The sequence below is a fragment of the Photorhabdus thracensis genome (assembly GCF_001010285.1).
Classification (GTDB): Bacteria; Pseudomonadota; Gammaproteobacteria; order Enterobacterales; family Enterobacteriaceae; genus Photorhabdus; species Photorhabdus temperata.
Genome location: NZ_CP011104.1, coordinates 4,843,708 through 4,870,144, shown reverse-complemented (window position 1 = coordinate 4,870,144; position 26,437 = coordinate 4,843,708). Strand labels below are relative to the sequence as shown.

Sequence of the window (26,437 nt, the reverse complement as noted above, 5' to 3'; positions counted from 1 at the left end):
ATTATCGCAGAATAAACGTGGTAAACAGCACATCGGTGATGACCTGATCCGGCTCACCTGGTACCAATGTTGGGCGCAGCGTTTGCTTGATATCGTTCATCAGACGTAATTTGCCGCTGTCATGAGCCAGATCCGCTGATTTCTGGCGTGATAGTAATAACAGCATACGGCTACGAACTTCCGGCAGATACTCATGGAAACGCTTGCGGGTTTTTTCATCGGTTAAACGTAAGGTCACGCCGATATAGAGCACACGGTCAAAGTGATCTTCATTGTCAATCAGATTGACGGTGAAAGGTTCCAGAGTCATAAATACAGGGACTTCTATGATTCGGGGTGCTTCAGAGTTACTCTCTTTTGCCTGCTTAAATGTCCACCAACTGTATCCTCCGATGGCGGCACCGATAACGGCAATCAGTACTAACAGTATCATCCAAAATGGATTTTTGCGTTTACGCTCGTAGCTATAGTCAGACATGGACAGACAAGTTCCTGTTTTCGTTGCGGACAAGTGTCCACTCATTCCGTGGCGGACCTGCTTATCCATCAATATCGATAATAATTATCCCGCGTATTTTCGCTGGCAATAGCCGGAACAAACGGGGAAAAAACCACTAACTCATTCGTTTGTTGTGAGTCTTGTTTACTACGGATAAATCCTTTCTATTATCAGGCGAAAATATCCACACCTCCACGGACTGACGCCAGTTGGTGAGGTGTTAAACGTATTGTGGATTCGTTAGCCGAATGATTTTCTGGTGTGGCGTCCGTGCTATGACCGTCAGTTCCGCCTGAATTTTGTGAACCAGAACGCTGTTCTTGTTGCCACGGGTTGGCGTTGTCACTGCTGACATTGCTTTGGGTAAGTTGAATTCCACTTTCTGCTAATGCATGACGAAGCCCAGGTAACGCAGCTTCTAGGGCTGCCCGAACATGGCTGTGAGCCGATGCCAGATGTAATTGCGCCTGATTGTCTTCAACAGACATACGAATTTGTAATGCGCCCAGCTCTTGTGGATGCAGGCGCAGCTCTGCCTGTTGTAAGCCATTGCGGTTGAATAAGATAATCTGTTGGCTTAATTGTTGCTGCCACTCTTCACTACCCAACTGCGCATTCAGCAAAGGTGTGGAGGCGCTGGATAACTGAAACTGGGCCGTCTGGTTGTGCCCTGCGGAAAGCAGAGGAGATGCGGTTACTGAGGGAGCTTGTCCGGCTTGCTGATGCTCGGCTGCTACGGTAGCGGGCTGAATTTCAGTCTGAACGGTGGTCTGGATCAACGCAGATTCACGTGAATGACTTTGAGGTGCACTTTCATGCTGAATAGCGACGGTGGGGATCTTTGGTTTTACCTGAGAATTCTGTATTAATCCGTTTTCAGGTTTTGTTTTAAAAAGACTGTCAAAACTTTCCGTTTTTTCTTCATGTCTTGGTTGTTCCGGCATATCCGTCAGAAGATTTTTCGCTGTCGGCAATTCTGTCATCACCCATTCTTTAGCGATAACCGGACGGTTTTTATCACTATTTTTGTCACTATGTTTAATCAGTTCGGTTGGTTGTGGATTATCTTGCTGATTTTCTGATCTGATGGTTAATTTGGATAATTGTACGGGTAAATTTGCCGCCAACTCTTTTGCTGACATGAGCTTTTCATCAACAGGAACCGGTTGTTTGTCTGTCTCTGCTTTTGCATTCAGAGGAATCAGTGAGGAGGTGAGAGATTTTGCCGGAATGTCATTTGAGACAGATGATACAGATAATAATGGCGATAACCCGTTGTCAGTTTCATCCGTAATCTCTTTTCCGTCTTTGGATGAAACTTTTCCCGGTTTGACCATACCTTTTTGTGCAGGCTCGGTTTCCAGGTTAAGAAACTGAGCAAAGGCAGAAGGCTGATCAGCGTCAGTGAGTGAATCACTGCGCGTTTGCTGATTTTCTGCCGGTTTCAGGTCAGCAGGCAAAAGAGTGATATTCATAATCTATTTCTCCGTTGTGCACTACGTTGGGCATACTCATCCATCTGTTTTTGCTCCGTTCTGTTCTGTTGTAATTTTCGGTTGTTATCTGCCCGTTGTTGCAAAGTATCAAAAGCATTGAGACGTTGTTGCTTTTCCTGCCACTGTGATAAAGCGGTCTCAAGCCGCTGTTGCCATTGATTGAGCTGCAATTTGTGTTGTTCAATCGCTTTTTCCAGCGTTTTCATGAATTGCTGGTAGTTTTGCCAGGTCGTACACGGCATACCGTTACTGAGCGTGTCGTTCAGGCGCAGCCGGTACTCATCCTGATAGCCCATCAGCGTTGCAAGTTGTTGCTCCATTTGTTGATGGTTCTGACGAACTTGGGCAAGGTGAGTGGCGGCTTTCTCCACCGCATGTTGTGCAAGTTCACGCAAGGTCATGAGAGGTGATTGTTGCTGCATCTTATTCCTCGCTTTTTAATGGCAACATACAGAAAGTCGTTACGTTATAGCGGTAACAACTGTTGTAGTTGAATACAGGCCGATTCATATTCACTACGTTCTTCAATATCTTGGAGTAAAAATTGTGCCATATAGGGATAAAGTTCAATTGCTTTGTCCAATAGCGGATCATTGCCCGCAGCATAGGCACCGACGTTAATCAGATCACGGTTACGCTGATAGCTTGCGAGCAGTTGTTTAAACTGCTGCACCCGCCGATAGTGCTGTTTATCAATTAATGATGTCATGGCGCGGCTGATAGAGGCTTCAATATCAATTGCCGGGTAGTGTCCTGATTCCGCCAGAGATCGGGAGAGCACGATGTGACCATCCAGAATGGCCCTGGCAGCATCAGCTATTGGATCCTGTTGATCATCACCTTCGGTCAATACGGTGTAGAACGCGGTAATCGAGCCACCGCCGTTCACGCCGTTTCCTGCCCGTTCCACCAGTGCCGGAAGTTTGGCGAAAACCGAAGGTGGATAGCCTTTGGTCGCTGGTGGCTCGCCAATGGCCAAGGCAATTTCACGTTGGGCCATACAGTAACGGGTCAATGAATCCATAATCAGTAATACATGCTTACCCCGGTCACGAAAATCTTCGGCGATACGGGTCGCGTAGGAGGCGCCTTGCATACGCAATAAAGGTGAAATATCGGCAGGCGCGGCGACAACCACTGAGCGGGCTAAACCAGCTGTACCAAGGATGTTTTCAATAAAGTCTTTAACTTCGCGGCCACGTTCACCGATCAAGCCAACGACAATCACATCTGCCTCTGTATAACGTGCCATCATGCCAAGAAGAACACTCTTACCCACCCCGGAACCGGCAAACAACCCCATTCGCTGGCCGCGTCCTACCGTGAGTAAGGCGTTAATCGCCCGTACTCCCACGTCCAATACGTCACTGATCGGCGTGCGTTGCAGAGGATTGATTGGCGGTGTGGTGAGTGGGGCGCGATAGCCGGTGTCTGGTGACGGAAAGTTATCTAGTGGGCGGCCAGCGCCATCTAAAACCCGTCCTAATAGTTCCGGGCCAAGAGGCAACTGGCGTCCACTACCGCAATCTTCACTGTACGGGCGGGCATAAACACGGGCGCCGGGTACAATACCTTCCAGATCTTCAAGTGGCATCAGTAAAAGTTTTTCGCCATTAAAACCAACAACTTCACTTTCAACCTCTTCAATATTGCTACCATTTTGCCGTTCAATCAGGCAGGTTGCTCCCAGAGGCAGATGTAAACCCGTTGCCTCCATGACCAGACCTGTCGCCTTGGTCAGACGGCCATAACGACGAACCGGCGAAGTTTTCGCTAATTTCTGCTCAAAAGCATCCAGTGTCGCCAGCCAGCGTCCGAGTCTTGCCGTCATTACAATTCCCCCGGTGCTGCCAGCCGGCATAATTCATGCCAGCGTGTTGCCAGGCTGGCATCCAAATCGCCCTCATCTGCACTGATTTTGCAACCACCAGGATGCAGTTTGTTATCGGCCAGTAAACGCCAGCCGTGGAGTGAAAGCGTGGTGCCCAACTGCTGTTCAACCATGGGAATATCCTGTGGGTGAACCCGAAGTTGCGGTTTACCGCTGAACATCGGTTCCTGCTGGATAAATTCACGGATCTGATTGAGCAGGGCGGTACCATCACAAATCGCGGGTTGTCCGAGGATCTGTTTCGCGGCGGTCAGCGATAACTGCATCAAGCGGGATGCAATAATGGTATCGAGTCCTTCAAGTGAATGCCGGAAATCAGCCAGCATATTTTGCCACTGCTCCGTGATAAGTTGTTGCTGCTGACTGGCATCCTTTAATCCCTGCTCCAGGCCAGCTTCTAAGCCAGCTTGGTATCCTTTTTCATAACCTTCTGTCTGGCCTTCGGCAAATCCTTGTTCATGGCCTGCCTGCCGGGCCTGTTCTTTCAGGTTATCCAGCATTGCTGCTTGTTGAAGGATTTCATCATGCCCGGAAGTTTCCAGTGAGTCATCAGTAGGCTCTGGTTTAGCATGCAGTTTTTCCCACTGAGTGAGTTCATTAGGTTTCCAGGGTTGCCAGCCAGCATTGTTCAACTTATCAGACATAGCTATCGTCACCACCGTTCAGGATAATCTCACCGCTTTCTGCCAGACGACGAACAATAAGTAAAATGGCTTTCTGTTCGCTTTCCACTTGAGACATACGTACCGGACCTCGGTTTGCCAGGTCGTCACGCATAATCTCTGCGGCACGCTGAGACATATTGTTGAGGAAGTGATCGCGTAGTTGCTGGTTGCAGCCTTTCAGTGCAATGAGCAGGGAATCGGTGCTGATTTCCTGCAACAGGCGCTGGATACTGCGGTCATCCACATCGACAAGGTTTTCGAACAGGAACATTTCATCGATGATTTTTTGTGCCAGTTCATTATCGTAGGCGCGCATGGCTTCGATAACATTCTCTTCCTGTTGACTTTTCATCAGGTTAATAATCTCAGCTGCGGTACGAATACCGCCCATCTTGCTGCGTTTAAGATGCTGTCCGTCTAACAGGTTATTAAGCACTTCTGTTAGTTCAGCCAGCGCTGCCGGTTGTACGCCCCCGAAAGTGGCGATACGCAGCATGACGTCGTTACGCAGTTTGTCATCAAACAGCGCAAGAATATCGGCTGCCTGCCCACGATTTAAGTGAACCAAAATGGTAGCGATAATCTGTGGATGTTCCTCACGGATCATATCGGCTGCCATTTGTGGCTCCATGAAGTTGAGGGTCTCCATACCGGTAGTGGTTTCACGGGATTCGAGAATATCCTCAAGCAGGCTGGAAGCGCGTTCTTCACCTAGCGCTTTGATTAACACTGAACGCAGATAATCACTGGCATTGATACTCAGTGCCGCATACTGGCCGGAATCTTCTTCAAACTCAGCCAATACATCGACCAGTTGCTGGTTGGAAACCTGACGCATACCGGCCATGGTGATACTGAGTTGCTGGACTTCCCTGGAGTTCAGGTGTTTAAACACCTCGGCCGCCTGATCTTCTCCCAGGGTCATTAACATGACGGCGCTTTTTTCTGTTCCGTTCAGGCTCATTGTTCGTTACTCATCCATTGACGGATCACCAGCGCCACTACGCGAGGATCTTTTTCTGCCAATTCGCGGATACGTTGGCTTTGAATTTCGGCACTGACCCGTTGACGTGTCAGTTTCTGGCGGGTTCTTTCATCCATTTCTGCACTGGATTCAGTCACTTGTCTTTTCTGAACTTTCTGTGCGTTAAGCGCGGCTTTATCTGCGGCCCGTTTTTTGGCGAGTTGCGGAACCACCATTTTGCGCCACAGGAGCCAAGCCACCAGTATCAACAGAAGGTAGCGACCAAAATCAAAGGCTTTTTCCAGCAGAATAGGGTTCTGCCATACCGGAATCACTTCGATATTTTCTTTGCTTTCAGTAAACGGTGTATTAACCACATTTAAACTGTCGCCACGTTCTTTGGAAAAGCCCATCGCTTCTCTGGTCAGTGCTTCTATTTTTGCCAATTGTTCCGGTGTCAGCGCCTGAGTTTCCGGGCCATTTTTGCCATCGACAGTGACATAATTGACAACAACGGCTACCGATAAGCGTTCAACACCGCCCGCTTGCTGCTGTACATGGCGAATAGTCCGGTCCACTTCGTAGTTTGTGGTTTCGTCACGGCGGTTATTGCGATTATTATTCGCTATGCGCTCGTTACTGTTACTGGCAGAGGGTGCTTTTTTATCGCTCTTGTCATTTTTATTACCGTCTTTGGTATTCGGCTTATCAATCGGCGCACTGGGGGGTGGGCTGGGTTGATTGGAAAGCGCGCCAGGAATGCCGCCAACCTGAGAGCCACCACTTTGCTCGCTTTCACTCAACTGTTTTGAGCGAACGGCTGCCTGATTAGGTGGCTGATTAGGTTTATATTCCTCTGCGGTCTCTTCACGGCGGGAAAAATCCACCTGGGCAGTCACTTGTGCGTGAACGTTACCACGACCGACAACCGGGGTCAGAATAGCTTCAATACGATGCTGGAAGCGATTTTCCACTTCCTGAATGTATTTCAACTGACTGGTATTCAGATCACGCCCGGTAGCATCTGCTTGTGTCAGAAGACGTCCGGTCTGATCAACAATGGTGACATTGCCGGGAGGCAACCCGGCGACACTGCTGGAAACCATATGGACAATGGCGTTAATCTGGCCTTCATCCAGTGAACGGCCTTGTAGTAACCCGACGGTAACCGATGCGGAAGGCGACTTCTGTTCGCGGACAAACAGGGAAGGTTTGGGTAACGCCAGGTGAACACGGGCATTCTGCACCGGTCCTAGTGATTCAATGGTCCGTGACAACTCACCTTCCAATGCTCTTTGGTAGTTAACCTGTTCACTGAACTGGCTGATACCAAATTTCTCTTTATCAAGCAGTTCAAATCCAGCGGCACCCCCTTTAGGCAACCCTTGTTGTGCCAGCCTTAGCCGTGTTTCATGGACCTGCTCGGCAGGGATCATGATCGCAGAGCCGTTTTCGGCAAAACGGAACGGAATATTTAATTGGGTTAGTTGCGTGACAATATCGCCGCCGTCTTTATCGCTCAAATTACTGTAGAGCACCCGATAATCTGGGCTGCGTAACCACAAGAAAAGGGCAATGACAATCGCGACGGCTGCGCTGCCGGCAACTAATAATGGTACTTTAGGATCAGCTTTTATCCGGTTAATGATAGCACTGAAACCGTTAGCTTGATTTTCAACGTCGGTTGTTGCGGCACTCATAGACGATCCTTGCCTTGCTGTTCAACATGAATACTAAAAGCGTGGCGTAACAAAACAGACTCCCCATACGCAAGCGAAAAAATTTTTCCTATTTTCAGTCTTGTCATTATTCGCTGTTTACTCATCTTTTAATGGCACAATAAGCCCTGACTTTTTACGTTAATTACCCGCTTTAGATTGAGGGGGCTATGTTAGGGTGGCAGCGTGAAAATGTGCCGTATAAATCTTGGGTTAATATGGCATTGAATTGTGTAAGGTATAGGGTGGTTTAACACGAGGTTTTTATGTCAATTCAGGCAATTGAAGGGGTACTGCAACAGATGCAGGCTCAGGTGTTACAGGCGGCAAGCATTGCAAAACCCATGCCATTGCAGGGGGGATTTGCCAGTCAACTCACGGCGGCTGTTGGTAAAATTAATCAGACACGTTTGCATGCCACGAAACAAACTCAGGATTTTACCCTGGATGTACCGGGTATTGAGTTGAATGATGTGATGGTGGATATGCAGAAATCCAGTATCGCTTTGCAAATGGGCGTTCAGGTAAGAAATAAGCTGGTGGCTTCTTATCAGGAAATTATGAGTATGCAGGTGTAGGTATATTAACTTATTGATATATATTGTGATAAACCTTTTGTATTTCCTGTTTTGGGATAGCCGCCTGAATTTGTAGGTGGCTTTTAATTTTATGGATGTGCAACTATCGGTTTTATTTCTGGTCTTTTGTGTTGAGATACAATCCATAGCTCATATTGGGACTGCATTCCAGTCCACATTTCAGCGCTGGTTCCCAATGCTGCCTCTAGACGTAATGCCATATCAGCGGATATACCGGCATTGCCGTTTAATATGCGGGATAACGCGGCGCGAGTGATACTTAATGATTTTGCCGCGTCGGTTACAGATATATCTCCGAGATATTCGCGTAAAACAAATCCGGGATGCGCAGGGTTATACATTCTGCCCATTTTGTTATTCCTCAGTGATAATCTTGGTAGTTGACGAGAATGGCATCTTCATTTTCAAATTTAAATGTCAATCGCCAATTGCCATTAACCGATATAGCCCAATGACCTTTTAAATCAGCTCCTTTTAGCGCTGATTTGTGGGGTCACTTCACTATAGTGGGTTTTCGAAAAAATATACCTGAATGATGTCATAGTGGACATGCAGAAATCCAGTATCGCTTTGTAAATGGCATCCAGATAAGAAATAAGCGGGTGTTATGGGGCACCTGTGGAGCAAGGCCGCCTAATTTTCTTTCATAAAGGATTATTCTGGTCTTAGTTATTCTCTGGTATCCACGCGCCATAAATATCATGATCTTCTATATCTGCTTTTCGAATAAGGTCCTGCCGTATCTGATGAAGAGCCGCTGGGTATAAAATATCCAATAAATGAGATTGGCTTCACATTAGTGGTTTTTTTGTTTTAGCAAACAATGAATTTTGGATGTTGCGCGTTGAAGTTCAATATAGGTTGAATTAAGCTTTTTATATGCGAAATTGGGTAGTAAGGTTACTCTTGTTTCGCTGGGTTAGATATTTACAGAATGATACAGATTGAAATTTCCGCATGGAGCTGCCTAATAATTTTTAGCGCTAATATTCTGAAACAAGTAGGCCAAACCAAACGCTTCTACTACAACTGGCGTTAATTACAACTGACACTTGAACTTAAGGCTACACTCCGCGTGGCCTTTTTATTTTTCACAATCAAATTAAACCACAGGGCTACATCAAACAGCTCCTTCATACCCATTGGTCACGATGGGAGGAAATATGAAAACAATCCTGATTTGTAGATCGGGATACTATAAATAACGTTTCATAATTCTGCTACATGGCCTTCTTCAACCCATTGTTATACATAGAATTATGAGTAGTATAAGATGTAGCGCTATTTTGGAATCTTATTTATATTTTCGTCAGAGATGTAAAATACCTTTCATTGACGTATAAGATATTGAGAATGAAAAGCAGAGTATCATTTTATCACTAAGATTTTTTTATCTATTTCTTATGATTTGAATTGAGCTCTACGCGTTCTAAACCAAGCTCACAAAATGAGTAAATAATGGTGATGAAAATACATCACCTTTATTTCTCAATTACTTCTGTTCCGTAGAGCTCATAAGGGTATGATAGGGTTCAACAGGGAATTGGCCGTAGCTATCATTTAATAGTTGCTGTCGGCCTGCTTGTTTGATGAGTTTGCTGAGTTCATCAAGTCTTCTCTGTAGCAGTTCTTTTATCTCATTTTCATTATCTAAGATTGTCTGCAAAATGTGGGTCATTTTCTGCTGTAACGAAACAGAGGTGGCAGATGATATTGAAGATTGGCTGATCACTTCTACGGCTTTGAGGTAGGTGATTTCCATATCAACAAGGTCATCCCATTTTTCGTTTTTAGCTAAATTAAGCATCTGCTCACTTAAACTTAGGATCCGTTGGTAAGCTGACAAAAGATCCATTTCATTATCCATTAAACAATATCCTGACTGGCGTTGTAATGAGGGCCAATTTGCCGCCAAGCTTCTGAAATCTCGGTGAGTAACTTTATAACTTCGGTAATGGCTGGCTCATCATTGCGTAAATTAGCGTGGAGTAAACGTTGGGTCATATAGTCGTAAAGGGAAGCAAGATTGTGTGCCAGCTCTCCGCCTTTCTCGTTATCTAACCCCTGTTTGAGGCCATTATCAATGATATTGATCGCTTTGGAAATAGCGGCGCCTTTTTCCGCTATATTACCTTGCTCCATCAGAATAATTGCTCGACGCAGGGCGCTTAGCGCCCCGTTGAACAAAATCTGAATCAACTGATAGGGGGAAGCATTCATAATTTCGCTTTCCACATCTATCTGGGCATATAATTGACTTGCCGAACGTTGATACATAATTTCCTTTAATTATCTCATCTGTTGTAATAGGAAGTTACTGGTCTGTTTTAGGGAAGAGACCATCTTATCCAGTTGTGAAAATTGGTGCTTATAACGTTCAATCGTTTCGTTAATGTTGCTTTGTGTTCTGTCCACTTGTTTTTCAAGTGTTTTCAGACGCTTATTAATGCCGTTAGTCGCGGTGACTAATGTACCTTCATGGCTATCCAGGGCGCCTTTTAATAGTTTATGTGTCTGGGTGGCAAAACCTGTTTCTTTACCGTCACCCATAAAGAAGGCTTTCACATTAGCGGGTTTTTCTTTTAGATTTTTTTCCAGCTTTTCGTTATCAATTTCCAGTTTGCCATCAAGCTTTTGTTTAATGCCCAATTTATTCAGGGTCGAAATATCATTAACGGCCTGAAAGCTGAAAACCTGGCTTCTCAGTTGGTTCTGTATTCCACGTAGGGTGCTATCACCTAATAAAGCACCATTATCTTTCGACGGTTCTTCACCCTGTTTTACCGGTTTAAATTTGGTCAGAGAATCAAACGTCGTTTGCAGTTCATTATAAGCATCAACCCAGTTTTTAATCGCCTCTTTCGTCGGCTCAATATCACGGGAGACCACCAGCAGTTCAGGCTTATGTTCCCCCGGTTTATCTTTATCGTGGGTCGTTTTTTTCAGATCCAGCTTAACGCCTTCTGGCGCGTCAGTAATATGGTTTGTTTGACGCTCAATTTCGATGTTGTTAACTTTCAAGAGCGCATTTTTAGCTTCAACTGTTTGAGTTAACCCACCGGTGCCTTTACCGCCATCTGTACCCGGAGTGTAGTTCAGAAACTTACCCAGTTTTTCGTCACCTTCAACCTTGATGGTCATGATTGATTTAGTGCCGGCTTTTTTCGCCGTCAGAACTAAATAGTTTTCGCCATCTTTTGCCTTAATAATACTGGCGTTGACATTACCTTCCTGTTTATTAATCGCGTCACGGATCTCAATGATGGACGTTTGTCCGTCTGTCAACTTGATTTGCATTGGCTTTTTTTCGCCAGGCTGAGTGATGGTGATTGTTCGGGTTTTGCCTTCGCCTAGAGATTCTCCTTGATACGTTTTCAGATCATCGACTTTTCCTGTCTGTAATGCCTGCGCCTGCGCCAATTGTTCAACTTGGATACTGTAGTTACCTGGGCTGGCTTTAGAATCCGTCGTGGCCGTGAATGCCTCATGTTTTTCACTGGCGGTGGTTGTATTGAGTTTATCGAATTTTTTCAGTGATTCAGATGCGGTTTCCAGCTTTTCCAGGCTGCCTTTTAACGTACCAAAAGCTGTTAGCTTACCTTTATAACTGGTTTGTTGTTGTGTCAGTGGTTCTAAACGTTTTTGTTCTGCTGCCTGAAGTTTATCCAGTATAGAACCCAGATCCATCCCCGACCCGGCCCCTAATGAAGAAATGCTAGCCATATTGACTCCTTTATTAGTAAATCTTTGTTGAACCGGTTATCGGTAAGTTTCGAAAAAAGTTTACTAATAAAAATAATTTTTTGATGGTAAGAATAATCGTCAAGAACAGGCGCTGTTTGGCTTATAAGGGAAATGTGATAAAAAAGAAAAAGTTTTTTCAAGAAAAATTAAAGGTTCTTTGAGGAACGCCGATAAAACTGTTGGCGGTGATGAACACCGTGGGCAAAGGCCCAAACTTATATCTGCTTGATTTAAAAAGGAACTCTAACTATGGCACAAGTCATCAACACCAACAGCCTGTCCCTGCTGACTCAGAATAACCTGAACAAATCCCAGAGTGCTTTGGGTAACGCTATTGAGCGTTTGTCTTCTGGTCTGCGTATCAACAGCGCGAAGGATGACGCTGCTGGTCAAGCGATCGCTAACCGTTTCACGGCAAACGTTAAAGGTTTGTCTCAGGCAGCACGTAACGCTAACGACGGTATCTCTATTGCACAGACTACCGAAGGTGCTCTGAACGAAATTAATACCAACTTGCAGCGTATCCGTGAGCTGACGGTACAGGCGCAAAATGGCAGCAACTCTGAAAGCGATATTAACTCTATTAAGGAAGAAGTGACTCAGCGTTTAGACGAGATTAATCGTATCTCTGAACAAACTCAATTTAATGGTGTTAATGTCCTAAGTAAAAAGAACGAATTGACCATCCAGGTTGGTGCTAACGATGGTGAAACTATCACCATCAATCTGGCACAAATCGACAAAGGCACACTGGGGCTGGGCAAATTTAATGTTAACTCATTATTTGGAGTGCGTGTTGGTGATCCAGTTGAGAATGTTAAAGGTCCCGATGGTACAACTGATGTTAATATAGACCCAGCAATTGATGTTCCTGAGGGTGTTGAAGGTGCCAAAGTCGTTTACTCCCTCGATAAAGAAGGTAACAAAATTAAGGACGAATACGTTGTAATCGGTCAAAAAGACGGTGAAGACGTATATTATAAAGCCACTATTAACGGTAAGGGTAAAGTTACGGCACACGGTGAAACAACCAAGATTGACGATAACGCTAAGCCGTTAGGCGATTTAGACAATGCTCTGTCACAAGTTGACAAACTGCGCAGTTCTCTGGGTGCTATCCAAAACCGTTTTGAATCTACCGTTAACAACCTGAACAACACCGTTAATAACCTGAGCGCTGCTCGTAGCCGTATCCAAGATGCTGACTATGCGACCGAGGTGTCTAACATGAGCCGTGGTCAAATTCTGCAACAGGCTGGTACTGCGGTTCTGGCTCAGGCTAACCAAGTGCCTCAGACTGTATTGTCTCTGCTGCGTTAATTTCTCAGCTAGGGCAATATGTGAACCTGATTCACATAAAAATTCAAATAAATCAAGGATCGGCTCGCCGGTCCTTCTTTTTTAGTCGTTTATCGTGAACAGCCTAAAATTTGTGTTACTATTAGGCGGGCAATAAATTTCGCATAGGTGAAAAAGAGGTGCTTTTATTACATTGTTCAAACGATTGCCCTTGTTAGGGGATTGGATAATGGTAGTTAGTCTCTTATTCCAAAGGTGTCTGTTGTTGTGAGCGATTTGTATACCGCCGAAGGCGTGATGGACAAAAACAGCCTCTGGAAGCGCTATGTACCATTAGTTCGCCATGAAGCGTTAAGGCTACAAGTTAGGTTACCCGCGTGTGTGGAGCTCGATGATCTGCTTCAGGCCGGGGGGATCGGCTTACTAAATGCGGTGGAACGTTTTGATTCCTTACAGGGAACCGCGTTTACCACTTATGCGGTACAGCGCATCAGAGGTGCAATGTTGGATGAGTTAAGGAGTCGCGATTGGGCTCCGCGTAGTGTGCGACGTAATGCGCGCGAAGTGACGCAAACCATCCGTAAACTTGAGCAAGACTTAGGCCGTCCAGCCAGTGAGCAGGAAGTTGCTAAAGAATTAAAGATTGATCTGGTAGAATATCGGCAGATACTGTTAGATACGAATAACAGTCAGTTGTTTTCGTATGACGAATGGCATGAAATGCATGGTGAAAGCTGTGAGCCTGTTATTGAAGAAGGGCATGAAACCAATCCCTTACAACAATTACTGGAAAGTGACGTTCGTCAGCGGGTAATTGATGCTATTGATTCGTTACCTGAGCGAGAAAAGATGGTTCTGACGCTATATTATCAGGAAGAACTTAATCTGAAAGAGATTGGCGCAGTACTTGAGGTCGGGGAGTCCCGTATAAGTCAGTTACACAGCCAGGCGATTAAATGCTTGCGGGCACGCTTAAATCCGGAAAAGTAACTTTTTGCTTATTTTGTTTTTTGTTTAAGACTACACACAGGGCTTTATCTCTTATGTCTGTTACAACACAAAAGAAACGGCCGCTCAGCCGTTACATTAAAGACTACAAACATAGTCAAACTCATTGCTTGCATTGTCACAAAGCTCTTGACCGCATCTCTTTGGTTTTTAACGGCCAGGTGATCAACAAAGAGTCTATCTCCGAAATGACGGAGTTGATTGATGACAAAACCTGGGATGAGCTGCAAGATAAATTTGTCGCGTTATGCCGTTTTTGCAGTGAGATTTATTGCAATAGCGAGACAGATTATTTTGACATCATGTCTTTCAAACAGTACCTGTTTGAACAAACTGAAATGAGTCATAGCACTATTCGTGAGTATGTGGTTCGTTTACGACGTTTGGATGAATTGCTCACTTCAAGCAATTACCCTGTAAAAGAGTTCACAACAGAGAAAATTCAGGAACAACTGAGTGAGAAACTGTCACAGTCAGCATTCAGTAACTACAACATTGCTTTGCGGAAGTATGAGCAGTACTTGAGCTGGCAGCAGGGCGGCCACTAAGCTGGAAGTATAAACAGCAAAGAGATGTTCAATTTCAGGGGAACACATTTTCAGTGTGTTCCCCTTCGCTTTATCTGGAATTAACCAATAGTCATCAGACTGGCATTGCCCCCTGCCGCGGCAGTGTTAATGCTCAGTGAACGTTCATGCAGCAGACGTTCTAACAGCAGGTTAGTTTCTCCACGGGCAAAACCTTGTACGGAGATGATAGCTCCTTTACGTTGGGCGACGTGTTCACAAACCTGACGGAGTTGATCAGAATCGCCGTGGTAAATAACAGCTTCAAATTCTGTCTCTTCACTCTGCCAGTCCCGGATCAGCGTGATTGTTTTACGGACACACTCCGGCAATTGACGGAACAGTTGTTGATGTATTTCATCATTTTGCCACAGTAACTGACAGCCAACAGACAATGTTGCTACCAGTTGGATCAATGTATCTTGCTGATTATCCGCTAAACACAGTACCTGACCACGAGGTAACAGGGTGTAGGTATTGCGTTCACCCGTTGGTCCAGGCAACAGGCGGGTTGTGCCACCTTGTGCCAGCAATTTGTACTGTTGAACCAACTGATTTAGCTCTTCATTGTGCTGAGTGGCAACCCATTCTGCCAGTGCGTCGAATGGCGCCATCAGCACTGAGCGGGTATGGGCATCCAGCGGATATTCAACATCCTGACGTTCCAGCGTCTGATTAATGGCATTCTGAGGGCGACAAGAGAGCAGGCGATACAGATAGAGCGGACCACCCGCTTTTGGACCTGTACCGGATAAGCCTTCACCACCGAACGGTTGCACACCAACAACCGCGCCTACCATATTGCGGTTAACATACAGGTTACCCACTTTCGCTTTAGAGGTGACTTGTACGATAGTTTCATCAATACGGGTATGTACGCCCAGTGTCAGGCCATAGTTGGAATTGTTTATCTGATCCAGCAAATTATCCAATTCATTGCGTTTAAAACGGATAACATGCAGAACCGGGCCGAAGATCTCTTGTTTCAATTCATCAAAACTTTCCAGTTCAATCAGTGTCGGTTTAACGAAAGTACCTTGCTCCCACTCTTTACTGTCAGTCACATTGTCTTGCGCTGCTTGATAAATCGCGCGTCCTTTGGTGCGCATTGCCTGAATATGACGATCAATACCGGCTTTGGCTTCAGCGTCAATGACCGGGCCGATATCAGTAGAAAGGCGTTCAGGATTACCCATCCGGCATTCAGACATTGCGCCTTTCAACATAGTGATGGTGCGTTCTGCCACATCATCCTGAATACAGAGGATGCGCAAGGCTGAACAGCGTTGACCTGCACTGTCAAAAGCAGAGGCGACCACATCAGTAACGACTTGCTCTGTGAGAGCGGAAGAGTCGACAATCATTGCGTTCAGGCCACCGGTTTCTGCAATGAGCGGGGTTGGACGCCCTTGTGCGTCAAGCCGTCCGGCAATGTTACGTTGTAACAGGCCAGCCACTTCAGTGGAGCCAGTAAACATCACACCACGTACTCTCTCATCACCAACCAGAAGCGAACCAATGGTTTCACCCCGGCCAGGTAATAGTTGCAATACATCATGGGGAATTCCGGCCTGATGCAATATTTTGACCGCCGTCGCGGCAATTAATGGGGTCTGCTCCGCCGGTTTCGCCAACACACTGTTACCGGCAGCCAACGCAGCCGCTATCTGCCCGGTAAAAATGGCTAATGGGAAGTTCCATGGGCTGATACACACAACGGGCCCCAGTGGGCGGTGGGTGTCATTGGCGAAATCATGGCGGACCTGTCCTGCATAATAATGGAGGAAATCTACCGCTTCGCGTACCTCAGCAATCGCATTATTAAAGGTTTTGCCAGCTTCCCGGGCCAGAATACCCAACAGCGGTTGCATCTGGCTTTCCATCAATTCAGCAGCGCGAACCAGAATTGCTGCCCGCTCTGAGGGGGGAGTTGCAAACCAGATTGCTCCGGCTTCTGTTGCGGCATCCAGAGCATGAGCGACTTCTTGTTCAGTGGTTTCACGAACATGGCCGACGATATCCAATGGTGCGGCAGGGTTAATGACAGGCTTGGCAGCAGGCAGCTCACCTTGATGGCAATAATTGCCACCCAGTAGTGGTTCACTGTACCGTCCTTCAGTAGAAGAACTTAATAACGCACAGGAAAGGGAAGCCAGCCGATGTTCGTTGGAAAGATCCAGACCGGCTGAGTTTGCGCGATCTTTGCCATACAGGTCATGAGGAAGAGGGATTTTCGGATGTGGAAGACCGATTTGCCCTTCGGTTTCGGCCATCTTTTGAACTTTTTTCACCGGATCAGCAACTAATTCATCCAGTGGCAACGTGGTATCGGCGATACGGTTGACGAAGGAGGTGTTAGCACCATTCTCCAGCAGACGGCGGACCAGATAGGCTAACAGTGTTTCGTGAGTGCCTACCGGTGCGTAAATACGGCATGGGCGGTTTAATTTACCCTCAGCAATTTTCCCGACCACTTGTTCATACAGTGGTTCCCCCATGCCATGCAGGCATTGGAACTCATATTGACCAGGGTAATAGTTTTGACCGGCCATATGATAAACAGCAGATAAAGTATGAGCGTTATGAGTCGCGAACTGAGGGTAGATCAGGTTTGGTACTGACAATAGTTTGCGGGCACAAGCCAGATAGGAAACGTCGGTATAAACTTTACGGGTGTAAACCGGATAGCCTTCCAGCCCATCTATTTGCGCACGTTTAATTTCACTATCCCAATAAGCGCCTTTTACCAGTCGCACCATTAGGCGACGACGGCTGCGCTGGGCTAAATCAACTATCGCGTCGATAACAAATGGACAGCGTTTTTGATAAGCCTGAATAACGAAACCAATGCCATTCCAGCCAGCCAATTGTGGTTCGAAGCAGAGTTTTTCCAGCAAGTCGAGGGAGATTTCCAGACGATCGGCTTCTTCGGCATCAATATTGATGCCGATATCATATTGGCGGGCTTGTAATGTCAGGGAAAGCAGGCGCGGATACAGCTCGCTCATGACGCGTTCATATTGAGCACGGCTATAACGTGGATGCAGGGCAGAGAGCTTGATGGAAATCCCAGGTCCTTCATAGATACCGCGGCCGTTGGATGCCTTACCGATAGCATGAATTGCTTGTTGGTAGGAAACCATATAATTCTGAGCATCTTCCTCAGTTAATGCGGCTTCACCCAGCATATCATAGGAGTAGCGAAACCCTTTTTCTTCCAGCTTACGTGCGCTTGCCAATGCCTGAGCGATAGTTTCACCTGTTACAAACTGCTCACCCATCAGGCGCATCGCCATATCTACGCCTTTACGGACTAATGGCTCACCGCTTTTACTGATAATGCGATTCAGTGAATTAGAGAGTTTGGCTTCGTTGTGGGTAGAAACCAGTTTACCGGTAAACAGCAGGCCCCATGTTGCTGCGTTGACAAACATGGATGAACTTTGACCCAAATGGGAATGCCAGTTGCCATTGCTGATTTTATCGCGGATCAGCGCGTCACGGGTGGCTTTATCTGGAATACGAAGCAGGGCTTCCGCGAGACACATCAGGGCAACGCCTTCCTGAGATGATAATGAAAACTCCTGCAACAACCCTTGAACCAAACCAGAACGCCCAATACTGTTTTTCTGGTTACGCAATTTTTCTGCAATGCTGTAAGCCAGCTTATGCGTTGCTTGTGCCTGATCTTCCGGTAATTGCGCCTGTTGCAGCAACATTGGCACTGCCTGTGTTTCCGGCAGACGATAACCCGCGGTGATTGCTGAACGTTTTACTGATTGAGGCAGGATATGTTCTGCAAAGTCGAGGAAAGGTTGATGAGAAGAGTCTATGACAGTTTCTTCTGTGGTTATCTTCTCTTCTTTAAGATCCTGATTGGTCGATAGCTCAGTGATCTGCTCATCATTTTCAAGACGCTCAAGGTAATTGAAAATAGCTTGTTTAATCAGCCAGTGTGGAGTGCGGTCAATCCGCAGTGCAGCAGCTTTAATGCGATCACGAGTTGCTTCATCAAGCTTCACGCCCATTGTTGTACTACCCATCCTCGCTCCTCAATAGGTAAGGTTTATCTAAGTTACATGATAATATCCGATATGTTGCAACTTTGTGCAACCTTATGTGTATTGCTTGTTTGATTTTTGTGGAATTAATCCAGTTATTATAATTAAGAGAGGGTATTTATTTTTGTAACTTTATCTAATTGATATATATTGGTTCGGCATTTTATGGCTAATACCAGTGGGGTAACCATGAAACGGTTAAAAAGTATAACCTTTAAATCAAATAAATGTGATTCAGCAAACGTTTCTTGTAAAAAATGGCGTTAATTAGTTGTTAAATTACCTGATGCTAATCTAGGATTCATTGTGACTTTCTAATTTGTTACAAAAATAATTATTTCAATTTAAAATTATAAACCATCTTTAGGTGCAATCAGGTGCAACGTTCCTGAACCTGACAGGGAAAACTCTGTGTCCCCAGGAGAACTGCGGCTTTGCAAAACACAGATAACACTATGGAGAACCTGCATGACAGTAAATACACCAATGCTAATCACCTTTATTGTCTACATTACTGGAATGTTGTTGATAGGCTTTTTGGCTTATCGCTCAACCAAAAATTTTGATGACTATATCTTGGGAGGAAGGCGATTAGGTAGCGTGGTAACGGCTTTGTCTGCCGGTGCTTCGGATATGAGTGGCTGGCTATTAATGGGTTTGCCTGGCGTAGTTTATTTCGCTGGGGTTTCAGAAAGTTGGATAGCGATTGGCCTTGCTTTAGGCGCTTACCTGAACTGGAAATTAGTTGCGGGCAGGTTACGGATCCAGACGGAAGTCAATAACAATGCGCTGACGCTACCCGATTATTTCACCAGTCGTTTTGAAGATAGCAGTAAGATCCTGCGCATTATTTCCGCACTGGTTATCCTGATCTTCTTTACTATTTATTGTGCTTCTGGCGCTGTTGCCGGAGGATTGTTATTTGAAAGCACTTTCGGTATCAGTTATCAGAAAGCCATGTGGCTTGGCGCCGCGGCAACGATTGCCTATACATTCCTCGGTGGCTTCCTGGCTGTCAGCTGGACGGATACTGTCCAGGCATCGTTAATGATCTTCGCTCTTATCCTGACCCCGGTTATCGTTATTTTCTCTATCGGCGGCATTGATACTTCTATTGCTTTGATAGCAGCGAAAAACCCCGCTTATCTGGATATGTTTAAGGGGTTGAATTTTGTCGCTATTATCTCGCTATTGGGTTGGGGATTAGGTTATTTTGGTCAGCCGCATATTTTGGCGCGTTTTATGGCGGCAGATTCCCATCACACTGTCCGTAAAGCTCGTCGCATCAGTATGACCTGGATGGTGTTATGCCTGGCAGGAACGATTTCTGTCGGTTTCTTTGGTATTGCTTATTTTGAAGTGCATCCAGATCTGGCAGGTCCAGTTACAGCAAATCGTGAGCGTATCTTTATGGAACTGGCAGTTGTTTTGTTTAATCCGTGGATAGCGGGCATTTTATTGTCGGCGATTCTGGCTGCGGTGATGAGTACTCTTAGTTGCCAGTTGCTAGTATGTGCAAGTGCATTGACTGAAGATCTTTATAAGCCCTTTATCCGCAAATCTGCCAGCCAGAAAGAGCTGGTATGGGTGGGGCGTTTTATGGTGCTATTGGTGGCAGCCGTCGCTATGGTAATAGCAACTAATCCTGATAATAAAGTGCTGGCACTGGTAAGTAATGCCTGGGCCGGATTCGGCGCAGCGTTCGGGCCGGTGGTACTGATCTCTGTTGTCTGGAAGCGTATGACACGCAATGGCGCACTGGCGGGTATGTTGGTGGGTGCAATAACCGTATTGGTGTGGATGAAGTACCAGTGGTTTGCGTTGTATGAAATTATCCCTGGCTTTATCTTTGCCTCTATTGCGATTGTCGTTGTGAGTCTGTTGGGTAAAGCACCAAGCAGAGAAACACAACAGCGTTTTATTGATGCTGAAGCGCAATACAAAACTAAGTGATTTAAAGTAAAACCGGAAATTGTGAAGGCGAAATGCCTTCACATTAACCTTAACCTTTAAATAAGTTAGCTATATAAGCGGGTTTTACGTTTCTTTACAATTTGAAAACCAATAATTAATACCAGAAACCAAACGGGTGTGATGATTAATGCCTGGCGAGTATCATCCCGTAATGTGAGCAATACCAGAACAAATGCAAAAAATGCCAGACAGACCCACGACATAATAATCCCCAGCGGCATTTTATATATTGAAGCTTTATGTAATGCAGGGCGACGTTTCCGGTAAACCAGATATGAACACAGGATCATACTCCAGACAAACATAAACAGAATGGCTGAAACGGTTGTCACCAAGGTAAATACATGCATTACATCAGGAATTAAATAAATCAGCACCACACCACAGGATAAACATAAACAGGTGAAAATTAATCCTGACGCGGGCACGGAACGGCGTGAAAGGCGGCTAAATTGCTGTGGTGCATCACCTTCTTTTGCCAGTCCAAACAGCATACGGCTGGTGGAGAAAACACCACTGTTTGCTGAAGATGCGGCAGAAGTTAATACTACGAAGTTCACGATACTGGCGGCAGCGGGTAAACCAATCAGAACGAACAGCTCAACAAAAGGGCTTTTGTCTGCAATGATTGAACGCCACGGTGTGACTGACATGATAATTATCAGTGCCAGCACGTAGAAGGTGATAATACGAACCGGGATAGCATTAATTGCTCTGGGAAGTGATTTCATTGGATCTTTAGTTTCCGCGGCAGCGGTACCCACTAATTCAATTCCCACAAAGGCGAATATTGCTATCTGGAACCCGGCGAAAAATCCACTTAACCCTGTTGGAAATAATCCACCATCATTCCATATATTTGTCAGTGAGGCGGTATGACCCGCAGGGGATTGAAAATGCATGCCAATCAAAACCACGCCTATCATAATTAACGCGACAATGGCAACTATTTTTATCATGGCGAACCAGAATTCCATTTCGCCGAATAATTTCACTGTTGCCAAATTTAGGGCCAGTAATAGGGAAACGCAGAGCAGGGAGGTGATCCATTGCGGAAAATCGGGTTGCCAATAGCTGATATATGAGGTGATGGCGACGACATCGGCGATGCCGGTAATGACCCAACAGAACCAGTAAGTCCAGCCGACAAAAAAACCAGCCCAGGGCCCCAGTAAATCTGCGGAAAAATCACTGAATGATTTATATTGCAGGTTCGAGAGCAGGAGTTCGCCCATTGCGCGCATAACGAAAAACAGCATGAAGCCGATAATCATATAGACGAATATAATCGATGGCCCGGCAAGAGAGATTGTTTTCCCTGATCCCATAAACAGGCCCGTGCCAATGGCGCCACCGATAGCAATAAGTTGTATATGCCGATTGCTTAGATTGCGTTGTAGTTGTGTTTCCCCGGTTTCAGTGGAAAGCGTAGAGTGTATTTTTTCTGCCATAATAGAAGTGTCCAATATTTTCTTAGGTAAATTGTTACGGCTCTTTAAGTGGCCTTATATGTGATGATGTTTGCGAAAAATATTGTGACACAGATTACTATAATAATAACAGCTTGATCTCACGTTAAAAACAAATTGGTTACAATTTAACTTATTAATACTCTTGGGATTGAATATGAATTATTCGTTTAGCAAAAAAGAGTAATAAGATATTGACGGTAGCTTTGTATAGGAGAATAATCGTTCACATTGGGTTGTTAGCTCAGTCGGCAGAGCAGTTGACTCTTAATCAATTGGTCGGGAGTTCGAGCCTCCCACGACCCACCAGATTTAACAAGGACTTACGCTAATATTGTGAGTCCTTTTCTTTTTCAAGGATACCTATAGGATACCCTTTCAAAGTAATAGAAAGTATAACGAGTTAATGTAATTGCTGTATAAAACAAGCAGCATACAAGAACAAAAAAACCTTGAGATTAAAAATGGTTAAATATTGCTCCATTTTTAATCTCAAGGCTCATATCAAAAATTATTCTTTTCACAAACTCAACAACCACCGACTTTAGTCGGTGGTTGTTGAGTGCTTAAATTAGAAACGATAGCCGACGCTTATGTTAAAGCCATTGGTGGAAATTTTATATTTATCTACACCGTCTTTAATATCAAAGCGGCTGCCTTCGTAACCGGCTGTAATCGATGTATTCGTTGTTGGGTTTATAATAAAGCCAGCTCCCCAACCTAAGGCATTTTCTTCTGATTTTCCATTTGTATTATCATCGCTATCGGACCATTTCAGGTTCATTCTGGATAATCCTATCTGACTGTATAAACTGATATAATCGTTAATTCTATAAGTTGGGCCAGTCATCAAAGAATAATATTTAATATCAATCTCTTGGCGTTCTGTTGTTTCCTTTTCATCTCCTTTAGCAAAGGTGAACGATGATAACACTCCCCATTGATCATCCAATTCATATCGGTAACTCAGTGTCGCGCCATTTAGCGCTTTAACGTCTTGTGGTTTCACATGGGCATACCCGATAGAAGCTGTATGTTGTTCAGCTTGAGCAGGTAAAGTTATTGCAAATACAGAAAAAATAGCGCCACAGCTTAATAAAAGTTTTTGCATTTAATTACACTCTATATAATTTCTAAGTAAACTAATTTATAACTATTTGAATGACTTTCTTACCAACGACTATAATAAATATCATAACTTAGACTATTAGTATATATTTTTTGGTGAATTTTATATTTTATACGAGATTAACTAACTATTATTATTATTTTTTCCTAGTGGATAGCAGCAGAGAAGGATGACTTTAATTAACATAAATAATTTCTTTATTGTTGTAATATTCATCAATTATTGGTTGGGGATTTTTTCCTCTTTTCTTGCCAATAAGTTATCCATACTAAAGATTCCTTATTTCTATATTCAGAAAAACACTAATTTATGTGTTTTATTCCAATTGTAACAAATGAAATTAAATATGGGTCGTTTATTACAATTAGCAGAAAAATAATTTGATCTATTTCTATATAATTCGATAAGAATGGTTGCCAGACGTAAGCAAGTTAAAAATGAATAAATTTTACTGAGTTAGCTAACTAAATAGTCTAATAATATAGGAATGTCTATTTTTATAGCCGAAAGTTGTGATAAAGATTCATAGTTACCTTATGAACGACAAGTTGCTGACTGCTTTAATTATCATCACCAAAGATTAAATTTACGTTAATAGGGCTGGACTTTGCAGAAGAGGGAGTTCAGCCTTTATCATTGTGCTTGAAATTCCTTGTTAAATTCTGTGGCGATGAGTAATCGCCACTTAAAACAGAATGAATTGATGTATCTATTAATGGCTGGCTATATTTTTATTCGTTTATGGTTGATTTCAACCATTGAATAAATGCATTGACTTTCTCATTCTGTTGTTGGGGTAGGGTACAGGTATAGTAATACTGTTTACATAGCACTTCGGTGTTGGGAAAGGGTGCGACTAATTCGTTATTTTCAATTTTTTCCCAAATCATATTTTTTCTTCCCATTGCAACACCCGCGTGGTGCATTGCAGCGACGGCAGCTAAGTCAGAGCGATCGAAGACTATACACTTTTGTGATGGGTCTAGTGTAATGCCAAAGTGTTCTGTCCAAGTGTTCCATTCCTTGGTATCAGAATCGTAGCTCCATGCTTGTTTATCATGCAATAGTGTACAGTATTGCAGATTATCGATATTTCCCATCAGGTTATGCTTTTCTGCATATTGTGGACTACAGACTGGAGTAATGTATTCACTCATCAGATATTGATGTGATAGCTCATTAGACATAATATCATCAAAGTAAATCGCAAGATCGATACCATAACCGCGGAAATTCACATTTTCGTTACCGACCAGAATGTTCAAATTAATGGACGGATATAGCTGATTAAAAGCAGCTAATTTGGGAACTAACCAGCATTGAGTAAAGGTAGGACGGGAGTAAATCGTCAGATTACCCGATAACTCCTGATTTTTTATTTCCAGAATTTCTTGATTCAAATGCTCCAGAGTTGATTTAATTGTCCAAAATAAACGCTTTCCTTCACAAGTTAATTCAATCTTTCTGTGAAAACGTTGGAAAAGTTTGAACCCCAGTTCTTGTTCCAGTGAACTGATTCGATGGCTGACTGCACTGGCACTGATAGCTAGCTCATCAGCAGCCAGAGCAAAAGAGCAGTGACGGGCCGCTATTTCAAATGTATGCAGTTTTGATAACTGGTTTCCATTGAGTAGCTTATTTACAACCATGAAATTATCATCTGTGTACATATTTATAATGTTTCTGTTTCATCGACGACGGGATAATGCAACCGTACCATTAAGGCGGCATGTTTCAGATAGTTTTAGTGATTTAAATCTCAAATAAAGTGAAAAATTTGATCTGCATCACTGAATTGGCTCAATCTGGCTCATGCATGGCTATGTATTAATCATTTGTCAAAAATTGAATATTCATATTCAATAGTAAAAATGCATGTAACGAGCAGAGGCTAACTGTGAGGAATGATTGAATGGATTCACAACCTTGGGTGATAGGTACCTTACTCACAAGTATTGTGTTAATTGTATTTACGATAATTAAATTAAAAATTCACCCTTTTTTGGCGCTATTGTTGGCAAGTTTTTATGTCGGTGCATTGATGGGAATGAACCCTGTTGAGATGGTAAGTGCCATTGAGAAGGGGATTGGTGGTACGCTGGGTTTTTTGGCTGCGATGATTGGTCTGGGAACCATTCTTGGTAAGATGATGGAGATATCCGGCGCAGCAGAGCGCATTGGTATCACATTGCAAAAATGCCGATGGCTTTCACCAGACATCATTATGGTACTGATTGGTCTGGTTTGTGGTATTACGCTGTTTGTTGAAGTGGGGGTAGTATTGTTAATCCCACTAGCGTTTTCTATTGCCAGGAAAACCAACACATCACTGTTGAAATTAGCGATCCCATTATGCACAGCATTGATGGCGGTTCACTGTATTGTTCCTCCACACCCGGCCGCATTATTTGTGACGAATAAACTGGGTGCGGATATTGGTTCAGTCATTGTTTATGGGCTGGTCGTTGCTCTGTTTGCTGCTTTAATTAGCGGCTCATTATTCCAGAAATTTCTCGGTAGCCGTCTGCCTTTTAAATCGGTTCCGGCTGAATTTTCTGAAATTAAAGTTCACAAGGAAGAAAATTTACCCTCTTTAGGCATGACATTATTTACTGTGTTATTGCCAATTGGGTTAATGCTGATTAAAACCGCTGCCGAATTAAATATGGAAAAAGGCACCACGTTTTATACGATGTTGGAATTTATCGGCAACCCTATTACAGCCATGTTTATTGCCGCGTTTGTTGCCTATTATACTTTGGGCATCAGGCAAAATATGGGCATGAGTACACTGTTGACGAAGACGGAAGATTGTTTCGCCTCTATCGCTAATATCTTATTGATTATCGGCGCAGGCGGAGCATTCAATTGCATTCTGAAAGCAAGTGGGCTTAGTGATACGCTGGCCGTTGTTTTGTCGGGCCTGGATATGCATCCAATTCTTTTATCTTGGTTGGTTGCTATTATTTTGCATGCAGCGGTTGGTTCAGCAACTGTAGCAATGATGGGTGCGACAGCGATTGTTTCACCAATATTGCCGTTATATCCGGATATCAGCCCTGAAATTATTGCGTTAGCTATTGGTTCCGGGGCTATTGGCTGTACTATTGTAACTGATTCGCTGTTTTGGTTGGTTAAGCAGTATTGTGGCGCAACGCTCAGTGAAACTTTTAAATACTATACAACCGCAACATTTGTTGCATCTATTGTTGCGTTGGCTGGGACATTTCTTCTTTCTACCATCGTGTAATGAGAGGGAATAATAGCTCAGTTTTGAAAAATAAGAATAAGAAGTGCGAATGTGTCAGTACCAGGGAAGCCTATAAAATAGGCAGATTTATAGCTAAAATAATAA

Annotated in this window: 22 protein-coding genes and 1 tRNA gene; 7 read left to right on the top strand and 16 right to left on the bottom strand. The window is 44.2% G+C overall.

What is annotated here, in order from left to right:
• Nucleotide 1: 1 nt before the first annotated feature.
• The 7 genes from fliL to fliF all read right to left on the bottom strand — a co-directional run bounded on the left by fliL (nt 2) and on the right by fliF (nt 7,215).
• The gene (gene fliL, locus VY86_RS21240) at nt 2–478 is read right to left on the bottom strand and encodes a flagellar basal body-associated protein FliL (protein WP_046976465.1); all 477 of its coding nucleotides are present in this window, start codon (nt 476–478) and stop codon (nt 2–4) included.
• 191 nt (nt 479–669) lie between these two features.
• Entirely contained in the window at nt 670–1,974 is a 1,305-nt protein-coding gene (locus VY86_RS21235) for a flagellar hook-length control protein FliK (protein WP_046976464.1), read from the bottom strand.
• On the bottom strand, nt 1,971–2,417 hold the full coding sequence (gene fliJ / locus VY86_RS21230; RefSeq protein WP_046976463.1) for a flagellar export protein FliJ: 447 nt from the start codon (nt 2,415–2,417) through the stop codon (nt 1,971–1,973). The genes VY86_RS21235 and fliJ overlap by 4 nt, the downstream gene beginning before the upstream one ends.
• Nucleotides 2,418–2,461: 44 nt before the next feature.
• The gene (gene fliI / locus VY86_RS21225; protein ID WP_046976462.1) at nt 2,462–3,826 is read right to left on the bottom strand and encodes a flagellar protein export ATPase FliI; all 1,365 of its coding nucleotides are present in this window, start codon (nt 3,824–3,826) and stop codon (nt 2,462–2,464) included.
• Nucleotides 3,826–4,530, bottom strand: a complete 705-nt coding sequence (gene fliH, locus VY86_RS21220) for a flagellar assembly protein FliH (protein WP_046976461.1) — start codon at nt 4,528–4,530, stop codon at nt 3,826–3,828. Before fliH ends, fliI begins: the two co-directional genes overlap by 1 nt.
• Nucleotides 4,523–5,515 carry a flagellar motor switch protein FliG gene (gene fliG, locus VY86_RS21215; protein WP_046976460.1) on the bottom strand — a complete coding sequence of 331 codons (993 nt, stop codon included), beginning with the start codon at nt 5,513–5,515 and terminating at the stop codon, nt 4,523–4,525. The genes fliH and fliG overlap by 8 nt, the downstream gene beginning before the upstream one ends.
• Nucleotides 5,512–7,215, bottom strand: coding sequence for a flagellar basal-body MS-ring/collar protein FliF (fliF, locus tag VY86_RS21210; RefSeq protein ID WP_046976459.1), 1,704 nt, complete (start codon nt 7,213–7,215; stop codon nt 5,512–5,514). Before fliF ends, fliG begins: the two co-directional genes overlap by 4 nt.
• Nucleotides 7,216–7,499: 284 nt before the next feature.
• Here fliF and fliE point away from each other — a divergent pair, with 284 nt between their 5' ends.
• Nucleotides 7,500–7,811 carry a flagellar hook-basal body complex protein FliE gene (fliE, locus tag VY86_RS21205; RefSeq protein ID WP_046976458.1) on the top strand — a complete coding sequence of 104 codons (312 nt, stop codon included), beginning with the start codon at nt 7,500–7,502 and terminating at the stop codon, nt 7,809–7,811.
• An 89-nt stretch (nt 7,812–7,900) separates the two neighbouring features.
• On the opposite strand, the gene VY86_RS21200 is transcribed toward fliE, so the two are convergent.
• The 5 genes from VY86_RS21200 to fliD all read right to left on the bottom strand — a co-directional run bounded on the left by VY86_RS21200 (nt 7,901) and on the right by fliD (nt 11,555).
• Complete coding sequence (locus tag VY86_RS21200; protein WP_046976457.1) at nt 7,901–8,182, bottom strand: HigA family addiction module antitoxin; 282 nt, start codon at nt 8,180–8,182, stop codon at nt 7,901–7,903.
• A gap of 11 nt (nt 8,183–8,193) precedes the next feature.
• A complete protein-coding gene (locus VY86_RS23800) occupies nt 8,194–8,277 on the bottom strand; it encodes a hypothetical protein (protein WP_420800632.1) in 84 nt (27 codons plus the stop codon).
• 1,047 nt (nt 8,278–9,324) lie between these two features.
• On the bottom strand, nt 9,325–9,699 hold the full coding sequence (fliT, locus tag VY86_RS21195; protein ID WP_046976456.1) for a flagella biosynthesis regulatory protein FliT: 375 nt from the start codon (nt 9,697–9,699) through the stop codon (nt 9,325–9,327).
• Nucleotides 9,699–10,109 carry a flagellar export chaperone FliS gene (gene fliS, locus VY86_RS21190; protein ID WP_021324066.1) on the bottom strand — a complete coding sequence of 137 codons (411 nt, stop codon included), beginning with the start codon at nt 10,107–10,109 and terminating at the stop codon, nt 9,699–9,701. The genes fliT and fliS overlap by 1 nt, the downstream gene beginning before the upstream one ends.
• Nucleotides 10,110–10,121: 12 nt before the next feature.
• Nucleotides 10,122–11,555: a flagellar filament capping protein FliD gene (gene fliD, locus VY86_RS21185; RefSeq protein WP_046976455.1), complete on the bottom strand. Its 1,434-nt coding sequence runs from the start codon at nt 11,553–11,555 to the stop codon at nt 10,122–10,124.
• A gap of 270 nt (nt 11,556–11,825) precedes the next feature.
• Here fliD and VY86_RS21180 point away from each other — a divergent pair, with 270 nt between their 5' ends.
• The 3 genes from VY86_RS21180 (at nt 11,826) to fliZ (ending at nt 14,431) form a co-directional block, all read left to right on the top strand.
• Entirely contained in the window at nt 11,826–12,896 is a 1,071-nt protein-coding gene (locus VY86_RS21180) for a flagellin FliC (protein ID WP_046976454.1), read from the top strand.
• A gap of 246 nt (nt 12,897–13,142) precedes the next feature.
• Nucleotides 13,143–13,865, top strand: a complete 723-nt coding sequence (locus VY86_RS21175; protein WP_046976453.1) for an RNA polymerase sigma factor FliA — start codon at nt 13,143–13,145, stop codon at nt 13,863–13,865.
• Between the two features lie 53 nt (nt 13,866–13,918).
• Complete coding sequence (gene fliZ / locus VY86_RS21170) at nt 13,919–14,431, top strand: flagella biosynthesis regulatory protein FliZ (RefSeq protein ID WP_021324063.1); 513 nt, start codon at nt 13,919–13,921, stop codon at nt 14,429–14,431.
• A gap of 80 nt (nt 14,432–14,511) precedes the next feature.
• Here fliZ and putA read toward each other — a convergent pair whose 3' ends face one another.
• Nucleotides 14,512–18,492, bottom strand: a complete 3,981-nt coding sequence (gene putA / locus VY86_RS21165) for a trifunctional transcriptional regulator/proline dehydrogenase/L-glutamate gamma-semialdehyde dehydrogenase (RefSeq protein ID WP_046976452.1) — start codon at nt 18,490–18,492, stop codon at nt 14,512–14,514.
• A 486-nt stretch (nt 18,493–18,978) separates the two neighbouring features.
• Between putA and putP the strand changes: the two genes are divergently transcribed.
• The gene (gene putP, locus VY86_RS21160; RefSeq protein WP_046976451.1) at nt 18,979–20,463 is read left to right on the top strand and encodes a sodium/proline symporter PutP; all 1,485 of its coding nucleotides are present in this window, start codon (nt 18,979–18,981) and stop codon (nt 20,461–20,463) included.
• 65 nt (nt 20,464–20,528) lie between these two features.
• Here the strand turns inward: putP and cycA are convergent, their stop codons facing one another.
• Entirely contained in the window at nt 20,529–21,935 is a 1,407-nt protein-coding gene (gene cycA, locus VY86_RS21155; RefSeq protein WP_046976450.1) for a D-serine/D-alanine/glycine transporter, read from the bottom strand.
• A 251-nt stretch (nt 21,936–22,186) separates the two neighbouring features.
• Here cycA and VY86_RS21150 point away from each other — a divergent pair.
• Nucleotides 22,187–22,262, top strand: a tRNA-Lys gene (locus VY86_RS21150).
• Nucleotides 22,263–22,524: 262 nt separating this feature from the next.
• Here the strand turns inward: VY86_RS21150 and VY86_RS21145 are convergent.
• Together VY86_RS21145 and dsdC are read right to left on the bottom strand one after the other, a co-directional pair.
• Nucleotides 22,525–23,064 carry an Ail/Lom family outer membrane beta-barrel protein gene (locus VY86_RS21145; RefSeq protein WP_046976449.1) on the bottom strand — a complete coding sequence of 180 codons (540 nt, stop codon included), beginning with the start codon at nt 23,062–23,064 and terminating at the stop codon, nt 22,525–22,527.
• 749 nt (nt 23,065–23,813) lie between these two features.
• A complete protein-coding gene (gene dsdC / locus VY86_RS21140) occupies nt 23,814–24,752 on the bottom strand; it encodes a DNA-binding transcriptional regulator DsdC (protein WP_046976448.1) in 939 nt (312 codons plus the stop codon).
• 242 nt (nt 24,753–24,994) lie between these two features.
• On the opposite strand from dsdC, the gene dsdX reads away from it, so the two are divergent.
• On the top strand, nt 24,995–26,332 hold the full coding sequence (gene dsdX, locus VY86_RS21135) for a D-serine transporter DsdX (protein ID WP_046976447.1): 1,338 nt from the start codon (nt 24,995–24,997) through the stop codon (nt 26,330–26,332).
• Nucleotides 26,333–26,437 lie beyond the last annotated feature (105 nt).

Bases quoted from the DNA above. Each gene is read 5' to 3' on its own strand.
- dsdX (WP_046976447.1), top strand. From the start codon at position 24,995: ATGGATTCACAACCTTGGGTGATAGGTACCTTACTCACAAGTATTGTG.
- VY86_RS21200 (WP_046976457.1), bottom strand. From the start codon at position 8,182: ATGGGCAGAATGTATAACCCTGCGCATCCCGGATTTGTTTTACGCGAA.
- fliH (WP_046976461.1), bottom strand. From the start codon at position 4,530: ATGTCTGATAAGTTGAACAATGCTGGCTGGCAACCCTGGAAACCTAAT.
- fliL (WP_046976465.1), bottom strand. From the start codon at position 478: ATGTCTGACTATAGCTACGAGCGTAAACGCAAAAATCCATTTTGGATG.
- VY86_RS21180 (WP_046976454.1), top strand. From the start codon at position 11,826: ATGGCACAAGTCATCAACACCAACAGCCTGTCCCTGCTGACTCAGAAT.
- dsdC (WP_046976448.1), bottom strand. From the start codon at position 24,752: ATGTACACAGATGATAATTTCATGGTTGTAAATAAGCTACTCAATGGA.
- fliF (WP_046976459.1), bottom strand. From the start codon at position 7,215: ATGAGTGCCGCAACAACCGACGTTGAAAATCAAGCTAACGGTTTCAGT.
- fliG (WP_046976460.1), bottom strand. From the start codon at position 5,515: ATGAGCCTGAACGGAACAGAAAAAAGCGCCGTCATGTTAATGACCCTG.
- fliE (WP_046976458.1), top strand. From the start codon at position 7,500: ATGTCAATTCAGGCAATTGAAGGGGTACTGCAACAGATGCAGGCTCAG.
- cycA (WP_046976450.1), bottom strand. From the start codon at position 21,935: ATGGCAGAAAAAATACACTCTACGCTTTCCACTGAAACCGGGGAAACA.
- VY86_RS21235 (WP_046976464.1), bottom strand. From the start codon at position 1,974: ATGAATATCACTCTTTTGCCTGCTGACCTGAAACCGGCAGAAAATCAG.
- VY86_RS21145 (WP_046976449.1), bottom strand. From the start codon at position 23,064: ATGCAAAAACTTTTATTAAGCTGTGGCGCTATTTTTTCTGTATTTGCA.
- fliS (WP_021324066.1), bottom strand. From the start codon at position 10,109: ATGTATCAACGTTCGGCAAGTCAATTATATGCCCAGATAGATGTGGAA.
- fliD (WP_046976455.1), bottom strand. From the start codon at position 11,555: ATGGCTAGCATTTCTTCATTAGGGGCCGGGTCGGGGATGGATCTGGGT.
- fliZ (WP_021324063.1), top strand. From the start codon at position 13,919: ATGTCTGTTACAACACAAAAGAAACGGCCGCTCAGCCGTTACATTAAA.
- fliJ (WP_046976463.1), bottom strand. From the start codon at position 2,417: ATGCAGCAACAATCACCTCTCATGACCTTGCGTGAACTTGCACAACAT.
- fliI (WP_046976462.1), bottom strand. From the start codon at position 3,826: ATGACGGCAAGACTCGGACGCTGGCTGGCGACACTGGATGCTTTTGAG.
- putA (WP_046976452.1), bottom strand. From the start codon at position 18,492: ATGGGTAGTACAACAATGGGCGTGAAGCTTGATGAAGCAACTCGTGAT.
- putP (WP_046976451.1), top strand. From the start codon at position 18,979: ATGACAGTAAATACACCAATGCTAATCACCTTTATTGTCTACATTACT.
- fliT (WP_046976456.1), bottom strand. From the start codon at position 9,699: ATGGATAATGAAATGGATCTTTTGTCAGCTTACCAACGGATCCTAAGT.